The organism is Stutzerimonas stutzeri (assembly GCF_000590475.1).
GTDB lineage: Bacteria > Pseudomonadota > Gammaproteobacteria > Pseudomonadales > Pseudomonadaceae > Stutzerimonas > Stutzerimonas stutzeri_D.
In genome coordinates, this window is the sequence record NZ_CP007441.1 from 3,722,673 (window position 1) to 3,736,047 (window position 13,375).

The following is a 13,375-nucleotide window of genomic DNA, read 5'->3' on the forward strand; positions in this document are numbered from 1 at the left end:
ATCGACAGCCAGATCCAGGAGACGGCTACCTTGGTCCGCAATACCGTGCTCCTGCGTTACGCCCCGCTGCTGGCGTGCCTGTCACTCGCCGCAGGGCTGTTCTGGTGGCAACCGCCCCGGAGCGTCTCGGCACTGCTGGTCGTCATGGCATACGCCGGCATATGCCTGCACCTCTGGCGCAACCACCGCACGCGTACGCAACCCACTCATTCCGCTTTGGCGCCCGACATGCTGCTCATCGGGTATGCCAGCCAGGGCGGGCAGGCACGCGAACTGGCCGAGCGCAGCGCCGAGCAGTTGCGCGATGCCGGCGTGAAGGTGGATGTCCGCCGCCTGAACACCTTGCATCTGACCACACTAAGCAAGTCACGCCGCGCCTTGTTCATCCTGAGCACCTACGGCGAAGGCGAAGCGCCGGACAATGCGGCTCGCTTCGAGCAACGTCTGTTGCGCGAATCACTCGACCTGTCTTCTCTGGAGTTTGCCCTGCTCGCACTGGGCGATCAGCATTACACCCACTTTTGCGGCTTCGCCCGAAGAATCGATAGCCGCCTGCGCGCACTGGGTGCGCTGCCGCTGTTCGATCGGCTGGAGGCTGACCGCGCCGATCCCGGCACGCTGCGCCACTGGCAGCACCAGCTGGCTCACCTCTGCGGTCGCAGCGACTTCACCGACTGGCAGCCCGCGCCCTACCGGCCTTGGCGATTGCTGAGCCGAACACTGCTTAACCCGGGTAGCCAGGGCGCGCCGGTCTTTCAGCTGACGCTTTGTCCCGAAGGAGAGATGCCGTATTGGCAAGCGGGTGACATCGCCGAGGTCGGACCACGTCACGCGCAATCGGACATGCAGCATCTGCTTCGGCAACTCGGCCTCGACCCGTCACATCCCGTCGAAAACAAGCAATCACTGGCTGCGGCCCTCGCCTCGCGTCGCCTACCGCCAGAACCCAGTGCGTTGTCCGGCTGCACCCTAGAAACGCTGCTGGCGCTCCCCCGCCTGCCCCACCGTGAATACTCCATCGCTTCGATTCCGGCCGAGGGGCATGTACAGCTATTGGTGCGCGAGGCCCGTTACCCGGACGGACGTCTAGGGCTCGGCTCCGGCTGGCTCTGTCAGCACGCTGCGCCTGGCAGCCTGATCGACTTGCGCATCCGCTCCAACCCCGGTTTCCATGGCACAGATCCGCAACGGCCAATGATTCTTATCGGTAATGGGACGGGGCTGGCGGGGCTGCGCGCGCACCTGCATGAACGTGCCGCTATACCGGGATCGCGTAACTGGCTGATGTTTGGTGAGCGCAGCGCCGCGCACGACCAGTTGCTGCGCGACGAACTGGACGGCTGGGTTCAGTCCGGTCATCTGCAGCGAATCGACCTGGCGTTTTCCCGCGACCAAGCGGAAAAGGTCTATGTCCAGCACCTGCTGCGTGATGCGGCAGATGAGTTGCGGCAATGGATCAACGAAGGCGCCGCCCTCTACGTATGCGGGAGCCTCGAAGGCATGGGCCGCGACGTGCAAAAGTTTCTCGCTGGCATGTTAGGCGAGGCAGTGCTGCAGGATCTGACTGACCAGGGCCGCTACCGACGGGACCTCTATTGATTCCTGTGTTCTACAGCTTTGCGATCCATAGGAGCGAGAGCCATCTTTGGCGATTGGATGACTGGATTGCAGTAACAGACGCTCCATGCGAAGCAGCTCCCGATGAGGCGATCAAGCGTATAAATCTGCGCGCTTGCACCAGCCACGGCATGCACGATTCGGATCTGCAAACGAGCCGCAGCGGACGTCACGACTGTATAACTTCAGGCGTCGCAGCTTTCGATCTCGACGTCGCAGCCGTGATTTCACGACTAAACACGAAACTCGGCAGCACGAAAAAACAAACCCCGCCATTGGCGGGGTTCATCGTTATCGTCTCAAGGCGTGAATGGCCCCTGCTTCAAGCATCGATCAAAAGTGGAAGTTGGTGCTCAACAATGCAGTGCGGCCTGCGGCTTGGCTAGCGTAGTGTGCACTGTAAGCCTTGTCGTAGTACGTCTCATCGGTCAGGTTCTGCACATTGACCTGGAAGTCGAGGTTCTTGTTGACCTTGTAACTGGCCATCGCGTCGTAGCGCCAGTACGAATCAATCATCACCGTATTGGCGGTATTGCCATATACCTCGTCGACATAGAACGCCCCGCCGCCTACAGCCAGCTTGTCGGTCACGTCATAAGTGGTCCACAGACTGAAAGAATGATTCGGTGTGTTCGCCAACTGATTGCCGTTGTCCGGATTCACCTGGCTTGACACTGCACCCGCGCGGCTGCCAACGGCACCGCCCTCGACCAGCTCGCTGTCGAGATAGCTGTATCCGGCAAACACGTTCCACTTCGGCGTCAGGCGACCGGTAGCAGTCAGCTCGTAGCCGTCGACACGGGTTTTGCCGACGTTTTCGTAGGTGAAATCGGACGCCAATACGCGCGCGTTGTCCTTCTCCGTCCGAAATACCGCGGCCCCCAGGGACAGGCGGTTATCAAGCAGGTCCCACTTGGTGCCTACCTCGTAGTTGGTGGTCTCTTCCGGCTCCATATCGCTGCGAATGCTGCCGGCTGTACCGTTTCCGTCGTTCAGGGAATTGGATTCCGAACCTTCCCCCACCGTGGACCCTGGAGGTGTCGCCGACGTGGCGTAAGACACATAGATGCTGCCGTTCTCGACCGGCTTGTAGACCAGCCCCAACTGGCCGGTGACGAACTCACTGGTGTCTTCGATCTCGGTAACGCCGGTTGCAGCGCTGGTCTTGGCGCTGGTTTCGAAATAGTCGTAGCGTACGCCCATGTTCAACAGCCACTGCTCGGTCAGCTCGAGCGTGTCGAATGCCCAGAGCGCGCGGGTATCAGCATCGGTCTCGGTGCCGTAGTAATTACGTGTAATGGAGCCGGTATAGGCCTGGTCGGGGTTCGGGTTCGATAGCGAGGTGCAGTCGCCGGAAGCCACGAGCGCCGGAGTACAGGTGCCGGCGCTGGTACCAGGCAGGCTGTACCCAGAACGGTCTACGGTTTCGCGGCCCAGCTCGATCCCAACGGAGAAATTGTTCTTGAAGCCGGCAACGATGGCCTCGCCGAACAGCTCGGTCTGGTTGATGGTGCTGGTGGTATTGCTGACGCGCTGGTTGGCGCGGCGGAACACCTGATCATTGAGGATGTTGCCTTTGCTGTCGTCCGGCTGGCTCCAGAGGTAATCCTGCATCGAGCTACCGTGGCGCAGCGTGTTCTTCACTGTCAGGTTGTCGCTCAGATCATGCTCGATGGCGATCGTCGAGATATCCGCACGGCCCTTGGAGAAGTCCCGCCCCGTCAGACCATAGAAGTTGCTGCTGTCGCCGCCATCGGTCGGCTTATCCGGATTGGCTGAGGTACGCCCAGCGGTGGATCCTGCATTCAAGCTGTAGGGAATGCCCGAATCCGGCAGATCGTCATTTTCCATGTGGTAGTAATCAAGGAACACGCGGGTGGGCGTGCCCAGGCCAAAAGCCAGCGACGCCGCCAGGCCCCAACGGTCGTTGTTGACCGCATCACGACCGGCAACGTTGTTTTCATGCTTCATCAGGTTCAAGCGGCCGGCCGTGCTCTCGTTGAACTGATAGTTGCCATCGAGGGTGTAGCGCTGTGTCTGATCCGAACCCCAGGTGAAGCCACCATCCAGCGAGTTGCCGAGATGAGCCTTCTTGCTCACCAGGTTGATACTGCCGCCGGCCGAGTTGCGGCCGCCCATGGCCGAGTCGGAACCCTTGACCACTTCCACTGCCTCTACGGCGAAAATCTCGCGTGACTGGGCACCGGTGTCACGTACACCGTCGAGGTACATGCTGCTCTGCGAGTCGAACCCGCGGATGAATGGGCGATCACCCGTGGGATTGCCCCCCTCGCCTGCACCCATGGTGATACCCGGCACGGTGCGCAAAGCGTCCTGCAGGTTCAGCGAGTTGGTGTCTTTGAGGACCTGCTGCGGTACGACTGTGACCGAGCGTGGCGTGTCGCGCAGCGGCGCGGTGAACTTGGATGATTGCGCCTGCTCGACCTTGTAGTCACCTTCCAGCGCGTCGCCCGTCACCGTTGTGGTGCCGAGGCTGAGGGGCTCGGTCTGATCGGCTTGCGCCGATTGCGCAGCAGACATACCGGATATGGCAACGCCTACAGCGGTGGCGAGCAGGCGAGGGGTCGCAGAACGATCCGAAGACATCATCGACATCATTGTTCTCATTAAAAAGTCGGAGGCCGCGAAATCTAGATCAAACAATAATCAATATCAATTCCATATAAGAATATTTTTGAAATATTCCCTGGCCTCTCGCCAACTGGTCAGAGGCTAATTACCATTTGCGCCTCAGCTGCCCATGCGATAAACCGACCATGCTTCTCCACATCCCTGCTCTGTTCAATTCCGATGAAGCCAAACGTATCCGCAGCGCGCTGGAGAAGGCCCCTTGGGCTGATGGCAAAGTCACCGCTGGCTATCAATCGGCAAAGACCAAGCACAATCTCCAGCTACCAGAGGATTCGCCTCTTGGAAGAGAGATTTCCGAGGCGATGTTGCAGCGTCTCTGGCAGAACCCGCAGTTCATGTCCGCCGCGCTCCCACATAAAGTCTTCCCGCCGCTATTCAATTGCTACAGCGAAGGCGGCTCGTTCGGTTATCACATCGACAACGCCATTCGCCAGGTAAAGAACAGTCCGGAGCGCGTCCGTACCGACGTTTCCTCGACCCTGTTCTTCAGTGATCCGGATGACTACGACGGTGGCGAATTGGTGATCAAGGACACTTACGGGACACAGCGGGTCAAGTTCGCCGCAGGCGACCTCGTGCTTTATCCGGCGACCAGCCTGCACAAAGTCGAGCCGGTGACCCGCGGGACGCGCATCGCCTCTTTTTTCTGGACCCAGAGCCTGATCCGCGATGATGGTCAACGCACCCTGCTTTATGAAATGGACCAGGCGATCCAGCAACTGGCCCGCGACGTGCCGGATCATCCTTCCCTCGTCCAGCTGACCGGCACCTATCACAACCTCCTGCGTCGATGGGCGGACGTTTGAGTGAGCTATTTATCCCGTCGTGAGGAGGTCACCTCGGAACAGCTGCCCGACTTGCTGGCGGGCGAGCCGCGCGAGGCCGCACGGACCATTCTCACCGCAGCTGAAACCGGCCTGGCGGACGCGCAGGTCATGCTCGGCCAAATCCTGCTGGAGGGTCGCGGCATTCAGCGTGACCTTGGGTTAGCCGTTCGTTGGTTCCGCATCGCCCGGGCGCAAGGCAACGCGATGGCGCACAATATGCTTGGTCGCTGCCTTGAGCATGGCTGGGGTTGCGATCCGGATCCGTCATCGGCAGTCCGTGAGTATCAGAAGGCGGGAAAAAAAGGCCTCGACTGGGGCATGTACAACCTCGCCAACCTGCTCGCTACCGGCCGAGGCGTGGCGCAGGACCAGCCGCAGGCTCTACGGCTGTATCGCCAGGCGGCAGAACTGGGCCATGCAAAGTCGATGAATCTGCTGGGCCGCTACCTTGAAGAAGGCCTGGTGGTGCCGGCTGATCAGGTTGCTGCCTGGAACTGGTATCGCCGCTCCGCCGAGGGCGGCGATTTCCGCGGTCAGTACAGCTACGCTGCGGTACTCATCAGTCAACAACGCTGGGACGAAGCCCGCCATTGGCTGATTCAGGCACTGGCGCTTGGTCACCTGAAGTTTCTGCGTAAGGCGCGGGATGAGCTGCTGACAGCGAGAATCGAATCGATTGCCGATATTGCGAGTGCCTACGCGGTCCGCTGCGCCGATACCGGTGACCAGGGCGACAGGCTGATCGCCCGCCAAATCGCAGCGAACCGCCCTGAACCGCTCGGATCCGACGCCTAACGCAGCTGAATAGCAGACACAGAAACGCCGCGAACTTCGCGGCGTTTTGCGTTGGTGAGGCCCAACGGGTCAGGCTTAGATGTAATAGGCCTTCAGCGGCGGGAAGCCATTGAATTCCACGGCGCTGTAGCTAGTGGTGTAAGCACCGGTGGAGAGCCAGTACATGCGGTCGCCGATGGCCAGATTCAGCGGCAGGCCGTACTTGTAGTTTTCGTACATGATGTCGGCGCTGTCGCAGGTCGGGCCAGCGATGACCACTTCCTCCATTTCGCCCTTCTTCTCGGTCCAGATCGGAAACTTGATGGCTTCGCCCATGGTTTCGATCAGGCCGGAGAACATGCCCACGTCGGTGTAGACCCAGCGCTCGACGGCGGTACGCGACTTGCGTGCCACCAGCACCACTTCGCTGACCAGAATGCCCGAGTTGGCAATCAGTGAGCGACCCGGCTCGAGAATGATTTCCGGCAGGTCATCACCGAAGTCTTCCTTGAGGAAGCGGATGATTTCTTCGGCGTAGGTTTCCAGGCTGTTGGTACGGGTGATGTAGTTGGCCGGGAAGCCGCCACCCATGTTGATCATCTTCAGCTCGATGCCGTCTTCTTCTTTCAAACGCTCGAAGATCACCTTGACCTTGGCAATCGCGGCGTCCCATACCGAGATGTCACGCTGCTGTGAGCCGACGTGGAAGGAAATGCCGTAGGGCTCCAGCTTCAGCTGACGGGCCAGAATCAGCAGGTCCATGGCCATGTCGGTCTGACACCCAAACTTGCGCGACAGAGGCCAATCGGCCGTGGTCGAGCCTTCAGTCAGGATGCGTACGTAGACTTTTGAACCCGGTGCGGCCTTGGCGATGTTGCGCAGGTCGGCTTCCGAGTCGGTGGCGAACATGCGCACGCCCTTGTCGTAGAAGTAGCGGATGTCCTTGGCTTTCTTGATGGTGTTGCCGTAGCTGATGCGTTCCGGGCCGACGCCGCGGGACATCACCTTGTCCAGCTCGTAGATCGAAGCGATGTCGAAGCTCGAGCCCTTGTCGCGCAGCAGATCGATGATCTCGACGGCCGGGTTGGCCTTCACCGCGTAGTAGACCTTGGCGAATTCGAAACCGGCGCGCAAATCGTCGTACGCCTTGTCGATGGTCTGGGTGTCGATGACCACGAACGGTGTTTCGTGCTGGTCAGCGAAGTCCTTCATCTTCTGGAAGGTAGGTCGGGAATAGTAATCTTCGATCTTGATCGACATGCATGGCTCCAAATCGGGAAACGTAAAGTCGGATTGGGGACAAGTGTCTGCCCGACTTCACTACGAAGCGGACAGACCTAAGAAGAACGCCTGATCAGTTTCCCCACTTTGGTTCGCCTACTTCCCAAGGCAGTGTCGCCGAGTATCACAGCCAAGCCAAATGACAACTACTGCGCTCGATCAAGCTGCGTTAGAACCCACCTCGAAATGCTCATTTACAAAAGTAAACTCCGCTTTCTCGCTGGCTTCTGCCTTGCCTGATCCTCGCTCGCTACGTTGTCAATTGCCTTGGAAAAAACTGATCTCTCGTCGTCAGTACTTGAGCCGGATGGATCGTTGCCAGCATGGACGTTCGGGCGCGAACTTTAGAACCACAGCTGTTACAGATCAACGAAAAATCCGCACTCGCTCCATTTTTTGCCGCGTCGGCGAACCTGCCTTACTTCAAACCGACAGATGCAGTGCGGCGATGTTCCCTCTGTCTCGCCCCGCTGCGGATTGGCGGCCCGTTGACGGGCACGCTCGGGCACGTCCTTTGCGCTATAATCGCCGGCTTTTTCCGACACGCTTTCAATACCGGGACCGCCATGACCTCTCAGGCCGCCGAAGTCGCGAAGCGCCGCACCTTCGCCATCATTTCCCACCCCGACGCGGGCAAGACCACCATCACTGAAAAGCTGCTGCTGATGGGCAAGGCGATTGCCGTGGCCGGCACGGTGAAGTCGCGTAAATCCGACCGCCATGCGACCTCCGACTGGATGGAAATGGAAAAGCAGCGCGGCATCTCCATCACCACCTCGGTGATGCAGTTCCCCTATCGCGAGCACATGATCAACCTGCTCGACACCCCCGGCCACGAAGACTTCTCCGAAGACACCTACCGCACCCTGACCGCAGTCGACAGTGCGCTGATGGTGCTCGACGGCGGTAAGGGCGTCGAGCCGCGCACCATCGCCCTGATGGACGTCTGCCGCCTGCGCGACACGCCCATCGTCAGCTTCATCAACAAGCTCGACCGCGACATCCGCGACCCCATTGAATTGCTGGATGAGATCGAAGCGGTGTTGAAGATCAAGGCCGCCCCCATCACCTGGCCGATCGGCTGCTACCGCGACTTCAAGGGTGTATATCACCTCAAGGACGACTACATCATCGTCTACACGCCGGGCCACGGACACGAGCGCACCGACGTAAAAATCATCGAGAAGCTCGACTCGGACGAAGCGCGCAAGCACATCGGCGACGAATACGACCGCTTCGTCGAGCAGCTCGAGCTGGTGCAGGGTGCCTGCCATGAGTTCGACCAGGACGAGTTCATCAAGGGCCAGCTGACCCCGGTTTTCTTCGGCACTGCGCTGGGCAACTTTGGTGTCGATCATGTGCTCGATGCCGTGGTCGACTGGGCTCCGCGCCCGCTACCGCGTGCGGCCAATGAGCGAGTGGTCGAGCCGGTCGAGGACAAGTTCACCGGTTTCGTCTTCAAGATCCAGGCGAACATGGACCCCAAGCACCGCGACCGCATCGCTTTCATGCGCATCTGCTCGGGCAAGTACGAAAAGGGCATGAAGCTGCGCCACGCGCGCATCGGCAAGGACATCCGCATCGCCGACGCCCTGACCTTTTTCTCCAGCGAGCGTGAGCAACTGGAAGAAGCCTGGGCCGGCGACATCATCGGTCTGCACAACCACGGCACCATCCAGATCGGCGATACCTTCACCGAAGGCGAAAACCTTAGTTTTACCGGCATCCCGCATTTCGCCCCGGAACTGTTCCGCCGCGTCCGCCTGAAGGACCCGCTGAAATCCAAGCAGCTGCGCCAAGGCTTGCAGGAACTGGCCGAGGAAGGCGCCACCCAGGTGTTCTTCCCCGAGCGCAACAACGACATCATCCTCGGCGCGGTGGGTGTGCTGCAGTTCGACGTCGTCGCCAGCCGCCTGAAGGAGGAATACAAGGTCGAGTGCGCCTACGAGGCGATCAACGTCTGGTCAGCGCGCTGGATCGAGTGCGACAACGAAAAGAAGCTCAAGGAATTCAGCGACAAGGCTTATGAAAACCTGGCAGTCGACGGCGGCGGCCACCTGACCTACCTCGCCCCGACACGGGTCAACCTGAGCCTGATGGAAGAGCGCTGGCCGGATGTGAAGTTCAGGGCGACGCGCGAACACCATTGACCGCGATCATTCGTAGGCACCGGCCTGGTGCCTACGAGAATGCCTGAAATTCCCTGCAGGAGTGGCCTTCAGCGAGGCAAGACACTGCGGCCTGCGCTTCCGCCGCACGATACGAATCTCTACCAATCCAGCGCCAGGCAACTCTCGAAGTGCCGCGGCTCGCCGCTCAGCGGATCGCGAAATTCCAGGCCGCGCGCCAATAACTTGAGCGGCTTGGCGTAGTCGTCCTGATCGCGACGACTGCGCTCGATCAGCTCCGGATAGAAGGGATCGTTGCAGATCCCGGCCCCCAGCGTGGCCATCTGCAAGCGCAGTTGATGCTTGCGTCCAGTGACCGGAAAAAGCGCGTAGCGCCAGAACGCATCACGGCGCTCCAGCACCTCGATACGCGTCTCGCTGTTGGGCGCGCCCTCGCCTTGCTTCATCAGGAAGAACGGCTCGCCCTCGACCATGTGCAATTGCTCTCGACGCGGAAAGTCGAGATCGGGCAGCGCCGGGCAGATCGCTTCGTAGCGCTTGTCGATCCGGCGCTCGCGAAACAGCGCCTGATAGCGGCCCCGGCTTTCGGGATTGGTGGAAAACAGCACCAGCCCGGCGGTCAACCGGTCGATACGGTGGATGGGCACCAGATCCGGATTGTCCAGGCGTTTGCTCAGGCGCGCCAACAGGGTTTCGTTGACGTATTCGCCGGCCGGTATCACCGGCAGGAAGTGCGGTTTATCGGCGACCAATAGATGCTCGTCGAGATGCAACACCTGTTCCTCGAAGGGGATCGGCTTCTCGTCCGGCACCTCGCGGAAATAGTGCACCTTCAACCCGACCTGATAGGGATGCGGCGGCGCCAACGGTTGCCCATCGGCGCCCAGCACGCGGCCTCTGGCAAAGCGATCGAGCCAAGTGACGCGATCGATTGCGGGGAAATGTGCGCACAAGCAATCGAGCACCGTGAGCCAGTCGCCCTGGGGCAAATGCAGGGTACTGCGGGCGTTGGGGGCAGTGGCGGACATGACAGCGGCGCACATGGAGGAAATGGCTAGGGATGATACCCGACTGCATCGCGCCAGCCGTCGACTCATGCCGACTTCGCACGGCGGTGTCGATTTGGATCGGTGCCGGTCGACTATCTGGGCATGCATCGAAACCATCGATGCTTCATTCGCTCGTCCCGTAAGCGGAGGTCCACGATGAACAACCATTCGATCGTATCCCGTCAGCAATGGCTGGCCGCCCACAGCGAACACCTGCTCAGGGAAAAGCAGGTCACCCACCAGCGCGAAGCGCTCGCCACCGCCCGCCGCGAATTGCCCTGGGCATTGGTGGACAAAGACTACCGATTCCAGGACGCACAGGGTTCGGTGGGCCTGGCCGAGCTGTTCGAAGGGCGCAGCCAGCTGATCATCAAGCATTTCATGTTCGGGCCCGACTGGCAGGAAGGCTGCGTCGGCTGTTCCTTCGAGATGGACCATCTGCAGGGCGCGCTGGTGCACCTGACCCACCATGACGTTAGCTTCGCCGCCGTGTCGCGTGCGCCCTTCTCGGCACTCGACGCCTTCCGCCAGCGCATGGGCTGGCACGTCCGCTGGGTATCGTCTGCCGGTAGCGATTTCAACCGCGACTTCCATGTCTCGTTCGACCCCGAGGACATCGTCGAGGGCAAGGTCTTCTATAACTTCACCTGGCAGCCGTTCGTCTGTGAAGAGCTTTCGGGCTTCAGCGTGTTCTATCGCGACGAAGACGGACGCATCTTCCACACCTTTTCGGCTTACGGGCGCGGTGCCGAAGAGCTGCTCGGCAGCTATGTGTTGCTCGACATGACGCCCAACGGCCGCAACGAAAACGGACCGCAACATAACCTGACCGACTGGGTACGCCATCACGACCGTTACGACAGCGGCGATCAGGTCGACCCGACTGGGCGCGTCAGTTCAGCCGACCGCGGACCATCGGCGGACTGCTGTCAGCGCTCCTGAACACTCACCCGTCGCCGCGATGATGTTCTGGGAAACCCTCACCGCGCTGCCCGGTCCAGACTAGAACAGCCAGGCATTTCCTCAGGGCTGCCAAGGCCGACTCATCGCAGGTCGAATGCTGTGGCGTGTAAGCGCTTCCGATGCACACGCCCTGCTTGCCTGAACGGTTTATGCCCGAATCACGCGAGGTTTCCATGACAACGACAGTGGGTGACTATTTAATCGAACGCCTCTATCAATGGGGCGTCCGCCGCATTTACGGCTACCCCGGCGATGGCATTAACGGCGTATTCGGTGCGCTCAATCGCGCGAATGAGAAGATCCGTTTCATCCAGGCCCGGCACGAGGAGATGGCCGCCTTCATGGCCTGCGCCGACGCCAAATTCAGCGGTGGCCTGGGCGTCTGTATCGCCACGTCCGGCCCTGGTGCGGCGCACCTGATCACCGGCCTATACGACGCGCGCCTGGATCACATGCCGGTGCTGGCGATCACAGGGCAGAAGTCCCGTACCGCGCTGGGCAGCCATTATCAGCAGGAGATCGACTTGCCGGCGCTGTTCAAGGACGTGTCCGGCGCCTTCGTCGAGCAGGCCAGCGCACCGGCGCAGGTCAGACACCTGATCGACCGGGCGATCCGTACCGCGATGGGCGAACACAAGGTCACGACACTGATCCTGCCCAGCGACATTCAGGAAGCCGAATACAGCGAGCCGCCGCGCGCCCATGGCGCCGTGCATTCGGGTATCGGTTACACCCGACCGAAGACGGTGCCCTACGAGGCCGATCTGCAACGCGCGGCCGAGGTTCTCAACGCCGGTGAGAAGGTGGCTATCCTGGTCGGTGCCGGTGCGCTGAATGCCACCGACGAGGTGATCGCCGTCGCCGAGAAACTTGGTGCCGGGGTCGCCAAGGCGCTGCTCGGCAAAGCGGCTATGCCGGACGATCTGCCTTGGGTCACTGGGTCCATCGGCTTGCTTGGCACCGAGCCGAGCTACAAGCTGATGACCGAGTGCGACACCTTGCTGATGATCGGCTCGGGCTTCCCCTACTCCGAGTTTCTGCCCGAGGAAGGTCAGGCGCGCGGCGTGCAGATCGACCTCAAGGCCGACATGCTCAGCATCCGCTACCCGATGGAGGTGAATCTGCAGGGCGACTCGGCCGAAACCCTGCGCGCGCTGCTGCCACTGCTGCAAGAAAAAACCGAGCGCAAGTGGCGCAAGCGCATCGAAGAGTGGCGCATGGACTGGGAAGATGTGCTGGAAAAGCGTGCCATGGTCGAGGCCCATCCGATCAACCCGCAGCGCGTCGCGTTCGAGCTGTCGCCTCGCCTTCCGGATAACGCCATCATCACCAGTGATTCAGGCTCCTGCGCCAACTGGTATGCCCGCGACGTGAAGATGCGCCGCGGCATGATGGGATCGCTGTCCGGAGGCTTGGCCTCGATGGGCGCAGCGGTGCCTTATGCCATCGCCGCCAAGTTCTCCCACCCGGACCGCCCGGTCGTGGCCATGGTCGGCGATGGCGCCATGCAAATGAACAACATGGCCGAGCTGATAACGGTCGCCAAATACTGGAAGGAGTGGCAGAACGCGCAGTGGGTCTGCTGCGTCTTCAACAACGAGGACCTCAATCAGGTGACCTGGGAGCAGCGCGTGATGGAAGGCGATCCGAAGTTCGAGGCATCGCAGGATATTCCCAACGTGCCTTATCACCGCTTCGCCGAGTCCATCGGGCTGAAGGGCATCTACGTCGACCGTGAAGATCAGGTCGCGGCCGCCTGGGACGAGGCTTTCGCCGCGGACCGGCCGGTACTGCTCGAATTCAAGACCGACCCAGACGTGCCGCCGCTGCCGCCGCACATCAAGCTGGAGCAGGCCAAGGCCTATGCGTCGGCCTTGCTGCATGGCGACCCGGACCAGGGCGGAATCATCAAGCAGTCTGCCAAGCAGGTGCTGAGCAAGGTTCTGCCCGGGCATCGCAAGGACTAAGGCAAAGACGCCCGAATAAGGCGACAGCGGGACGCTGCCATCCGCGCCTTGGGGCGGCGGCCACCGCATCCCCACTCGGTGTTCCGACCTAGGGCGGGGTCAACCTGTCGCTGGAA

Annotated in this window: 9 protein-coding genes; 6 read left to right on the forward strand and 3 right to left on the reverse strand. The window is 60.8% G+C overall.

Going from position 1 to position 13,375, the window contains the following annotated elements:
* Positions 1 to 30 precede the first annotated feature (30 nt).
* Positions 31 to 1,599: a sulfite reductase subunit alpha gene (locus CH92_RS16945; protein ID WP_235206162.1), complete on the forward strand. Its 1,569-nt coding sequence runs from the start codon at positions 31 to 33 to the stop codon at positions 1,597 to 1,599.
* Between the two features lie 351 nt (positions 1,600 to 1,950).
* Here CH92_RS16945 and CH92_RS16950 read toward each other — a convergent pair whose 3' ends face one another.
* On the reverse strand, positions 1,951 to 4,233 hold the full coding sequence (locus tag CH92_RS16950; protein ID WP_025242957.1) for a TonB-dependent receptor: 2,283 nt from the start codon (positions 4,231 to 4,233) through the stop codon (positions 1,951 to 1,953).
* Between the two features lie 161 nt (positions 4,234 to 4,394).
* On the opposite strand from CH92_RS16950, the gene CH92_RS16955 reads away from it, so the two are divergent.
* Positions 4,395 to 5,075, forward strand: a complete 681-nt coding sequence (locus CH92_RS16955; protein WP_025242958.1) for a Fe2+-dependent dioxygenase — start codon at positions 4,395 to 4,397, stop codon at positions 5,073 to 5,075.
* Positions 5,076 to 5,891 carry a tetratricopeptide repeat protein gene (locus CH92_RS16960; protein ID WP_025242959.1) on the forward strand — a complete coding sequence of 272 codons (816 nt, stop codon included), beginning with the start codon at positions 5,076 to 5,078 and terminating at the stop codon, positions 5,889 to 5,891.
* Positions 5,892 to 5,966: 75 nt separating this feature from the next.
* On the opposite strand, the gene CH92_RS16965 is transcribed toward CH92_RS16960, so the two are convergent.
* The gene (locus tag CH92_RS16965) at positions 5,967 to 7,130 is read right to left on the reverse strand and encodes a type III PLP-dependent enzyme (RefSeq protein ID WP_025242960.1); all 1,164 of its coding nucleotides are present in this window, start codon (positions 7,128 to 7,130) and stop codon (positions 5,967 to 5,969) included.
* Positions 7,131 to 7,717: 587 nt separating this feature from the next.
* Between CH92_RS16965 and CH92_RS16970 the strand changes: the two genes are divergently transcribed.
* Positions 7,718 to 9,301, forward strand: a complete 1,584-nt coding sequence (locus CH92_RS16970) for a peptide chain release factor 3 (protein ID WP_025242961.1) — start codon at positions 7,718 to 7,720, stop codon at positions 9,299 to 9,301.
* 119 nt (positions 9,302 to 9,420) lie between these two features.
* Here CH92_RS16970 and CH92_RS16975 read toward each other — a convergent pair whose 3' ends face one another.
* The gene (locus CH92_RS16975) at positions 9,421 to 10,308 is read right to left on the reverse strand and encodes a pseudouridine synthase (RefSeq protein WP_025242962.1); all 888 of its coding nucleotides are present in this window, start codon (positions 10,306 to 10,308) and stop codon (positions 9,421 to 9,423) included.
* 177 nt (positions 10,309 to 10,485) lie between these two features.
* Here CH92_RS16975 and CH92_RS16980 point away from each other — a divergent pair, with 177 nt between their 5' ends.
* Together CH92_RS16980 and CH92_RS16985 are read left to right on the forward strand one after the other, a co-directional pair.
* Positions 10,486 to 11,271: a DUF899 domain-containing protein gene (locus CH92_RS16980; protein ID WP_025242963.1), complete on the forward strand. Its 786-nt coding sequence runs from the start codon at positions 10,486 to 10,488 to the stop codon at positions 11,269 to 11,271.
* 194 nt (positions 11,272 to 11,465) lie between these two features.
* Positions 11,466 to 13,259 (forward strand): thiamine pyrophosphate-requiring protein, encoded by a 1,794-nt coding sequence (locus tag CH92_RS16985; protein WP_025242964.1) that lies wholly within the window; start codon positions 11,466 to 11,468, stop codon positions 13,257 to 13,259.
* The last annotated feature ends 116 nt before the right edge of the window (positions 13,260 to 13,375 follow it).

Coding starts and splice junctions, on each gene's coding strand:
- CH92_RS16965 (WP_025242960.1), bottom strand. CDS start 7,130: ATGTCGATCAAGATCGAAGATTACTATTCCCGACCTACCTTCCAGAAG.
- CH92_RS16985 (WP_025242964.1), top strand. CDS start 11,466: ATGACAACGACAGTGGGTGACTATTTAATCGAACGCCTCTATCAATGG.
- CH92_RS16970 (WP_025242961.1), top strand. CDS start 7,718: ATGACCTCTCAGGCCGCCGAAGTCGCGAAGCGCCGCACCTTCGCCATC.
- CH92_RS16980 (WP_025242963.1), top strand. CDS start 10,486: ATGAACAACCATTCGATCGTATCCCGTCAGCAATGGCTGGCCGCCCAC.
- CH92_RS16950 (WP_025242957.1), bottom strand. CDS start 4,233: ATGTCGATGATGTCTTCGGATCGTTCTGCGACCCCTCGCCTGCTCGCC.
- CH92_RS16975 (WP_025242962.1), bottom strand. CDS start 10,308: ATGTCCGCCACTGCCCCCAACGCCCGCAGTACCCTGCATTTGCCCCAG.
- CH92_RS16955 (WP_025242958.1), top strand. CDS start 4,395: ATGCTTCTCCACATCCCTGCTCTGTTCAATTCCGATGAAGCCAAACGT.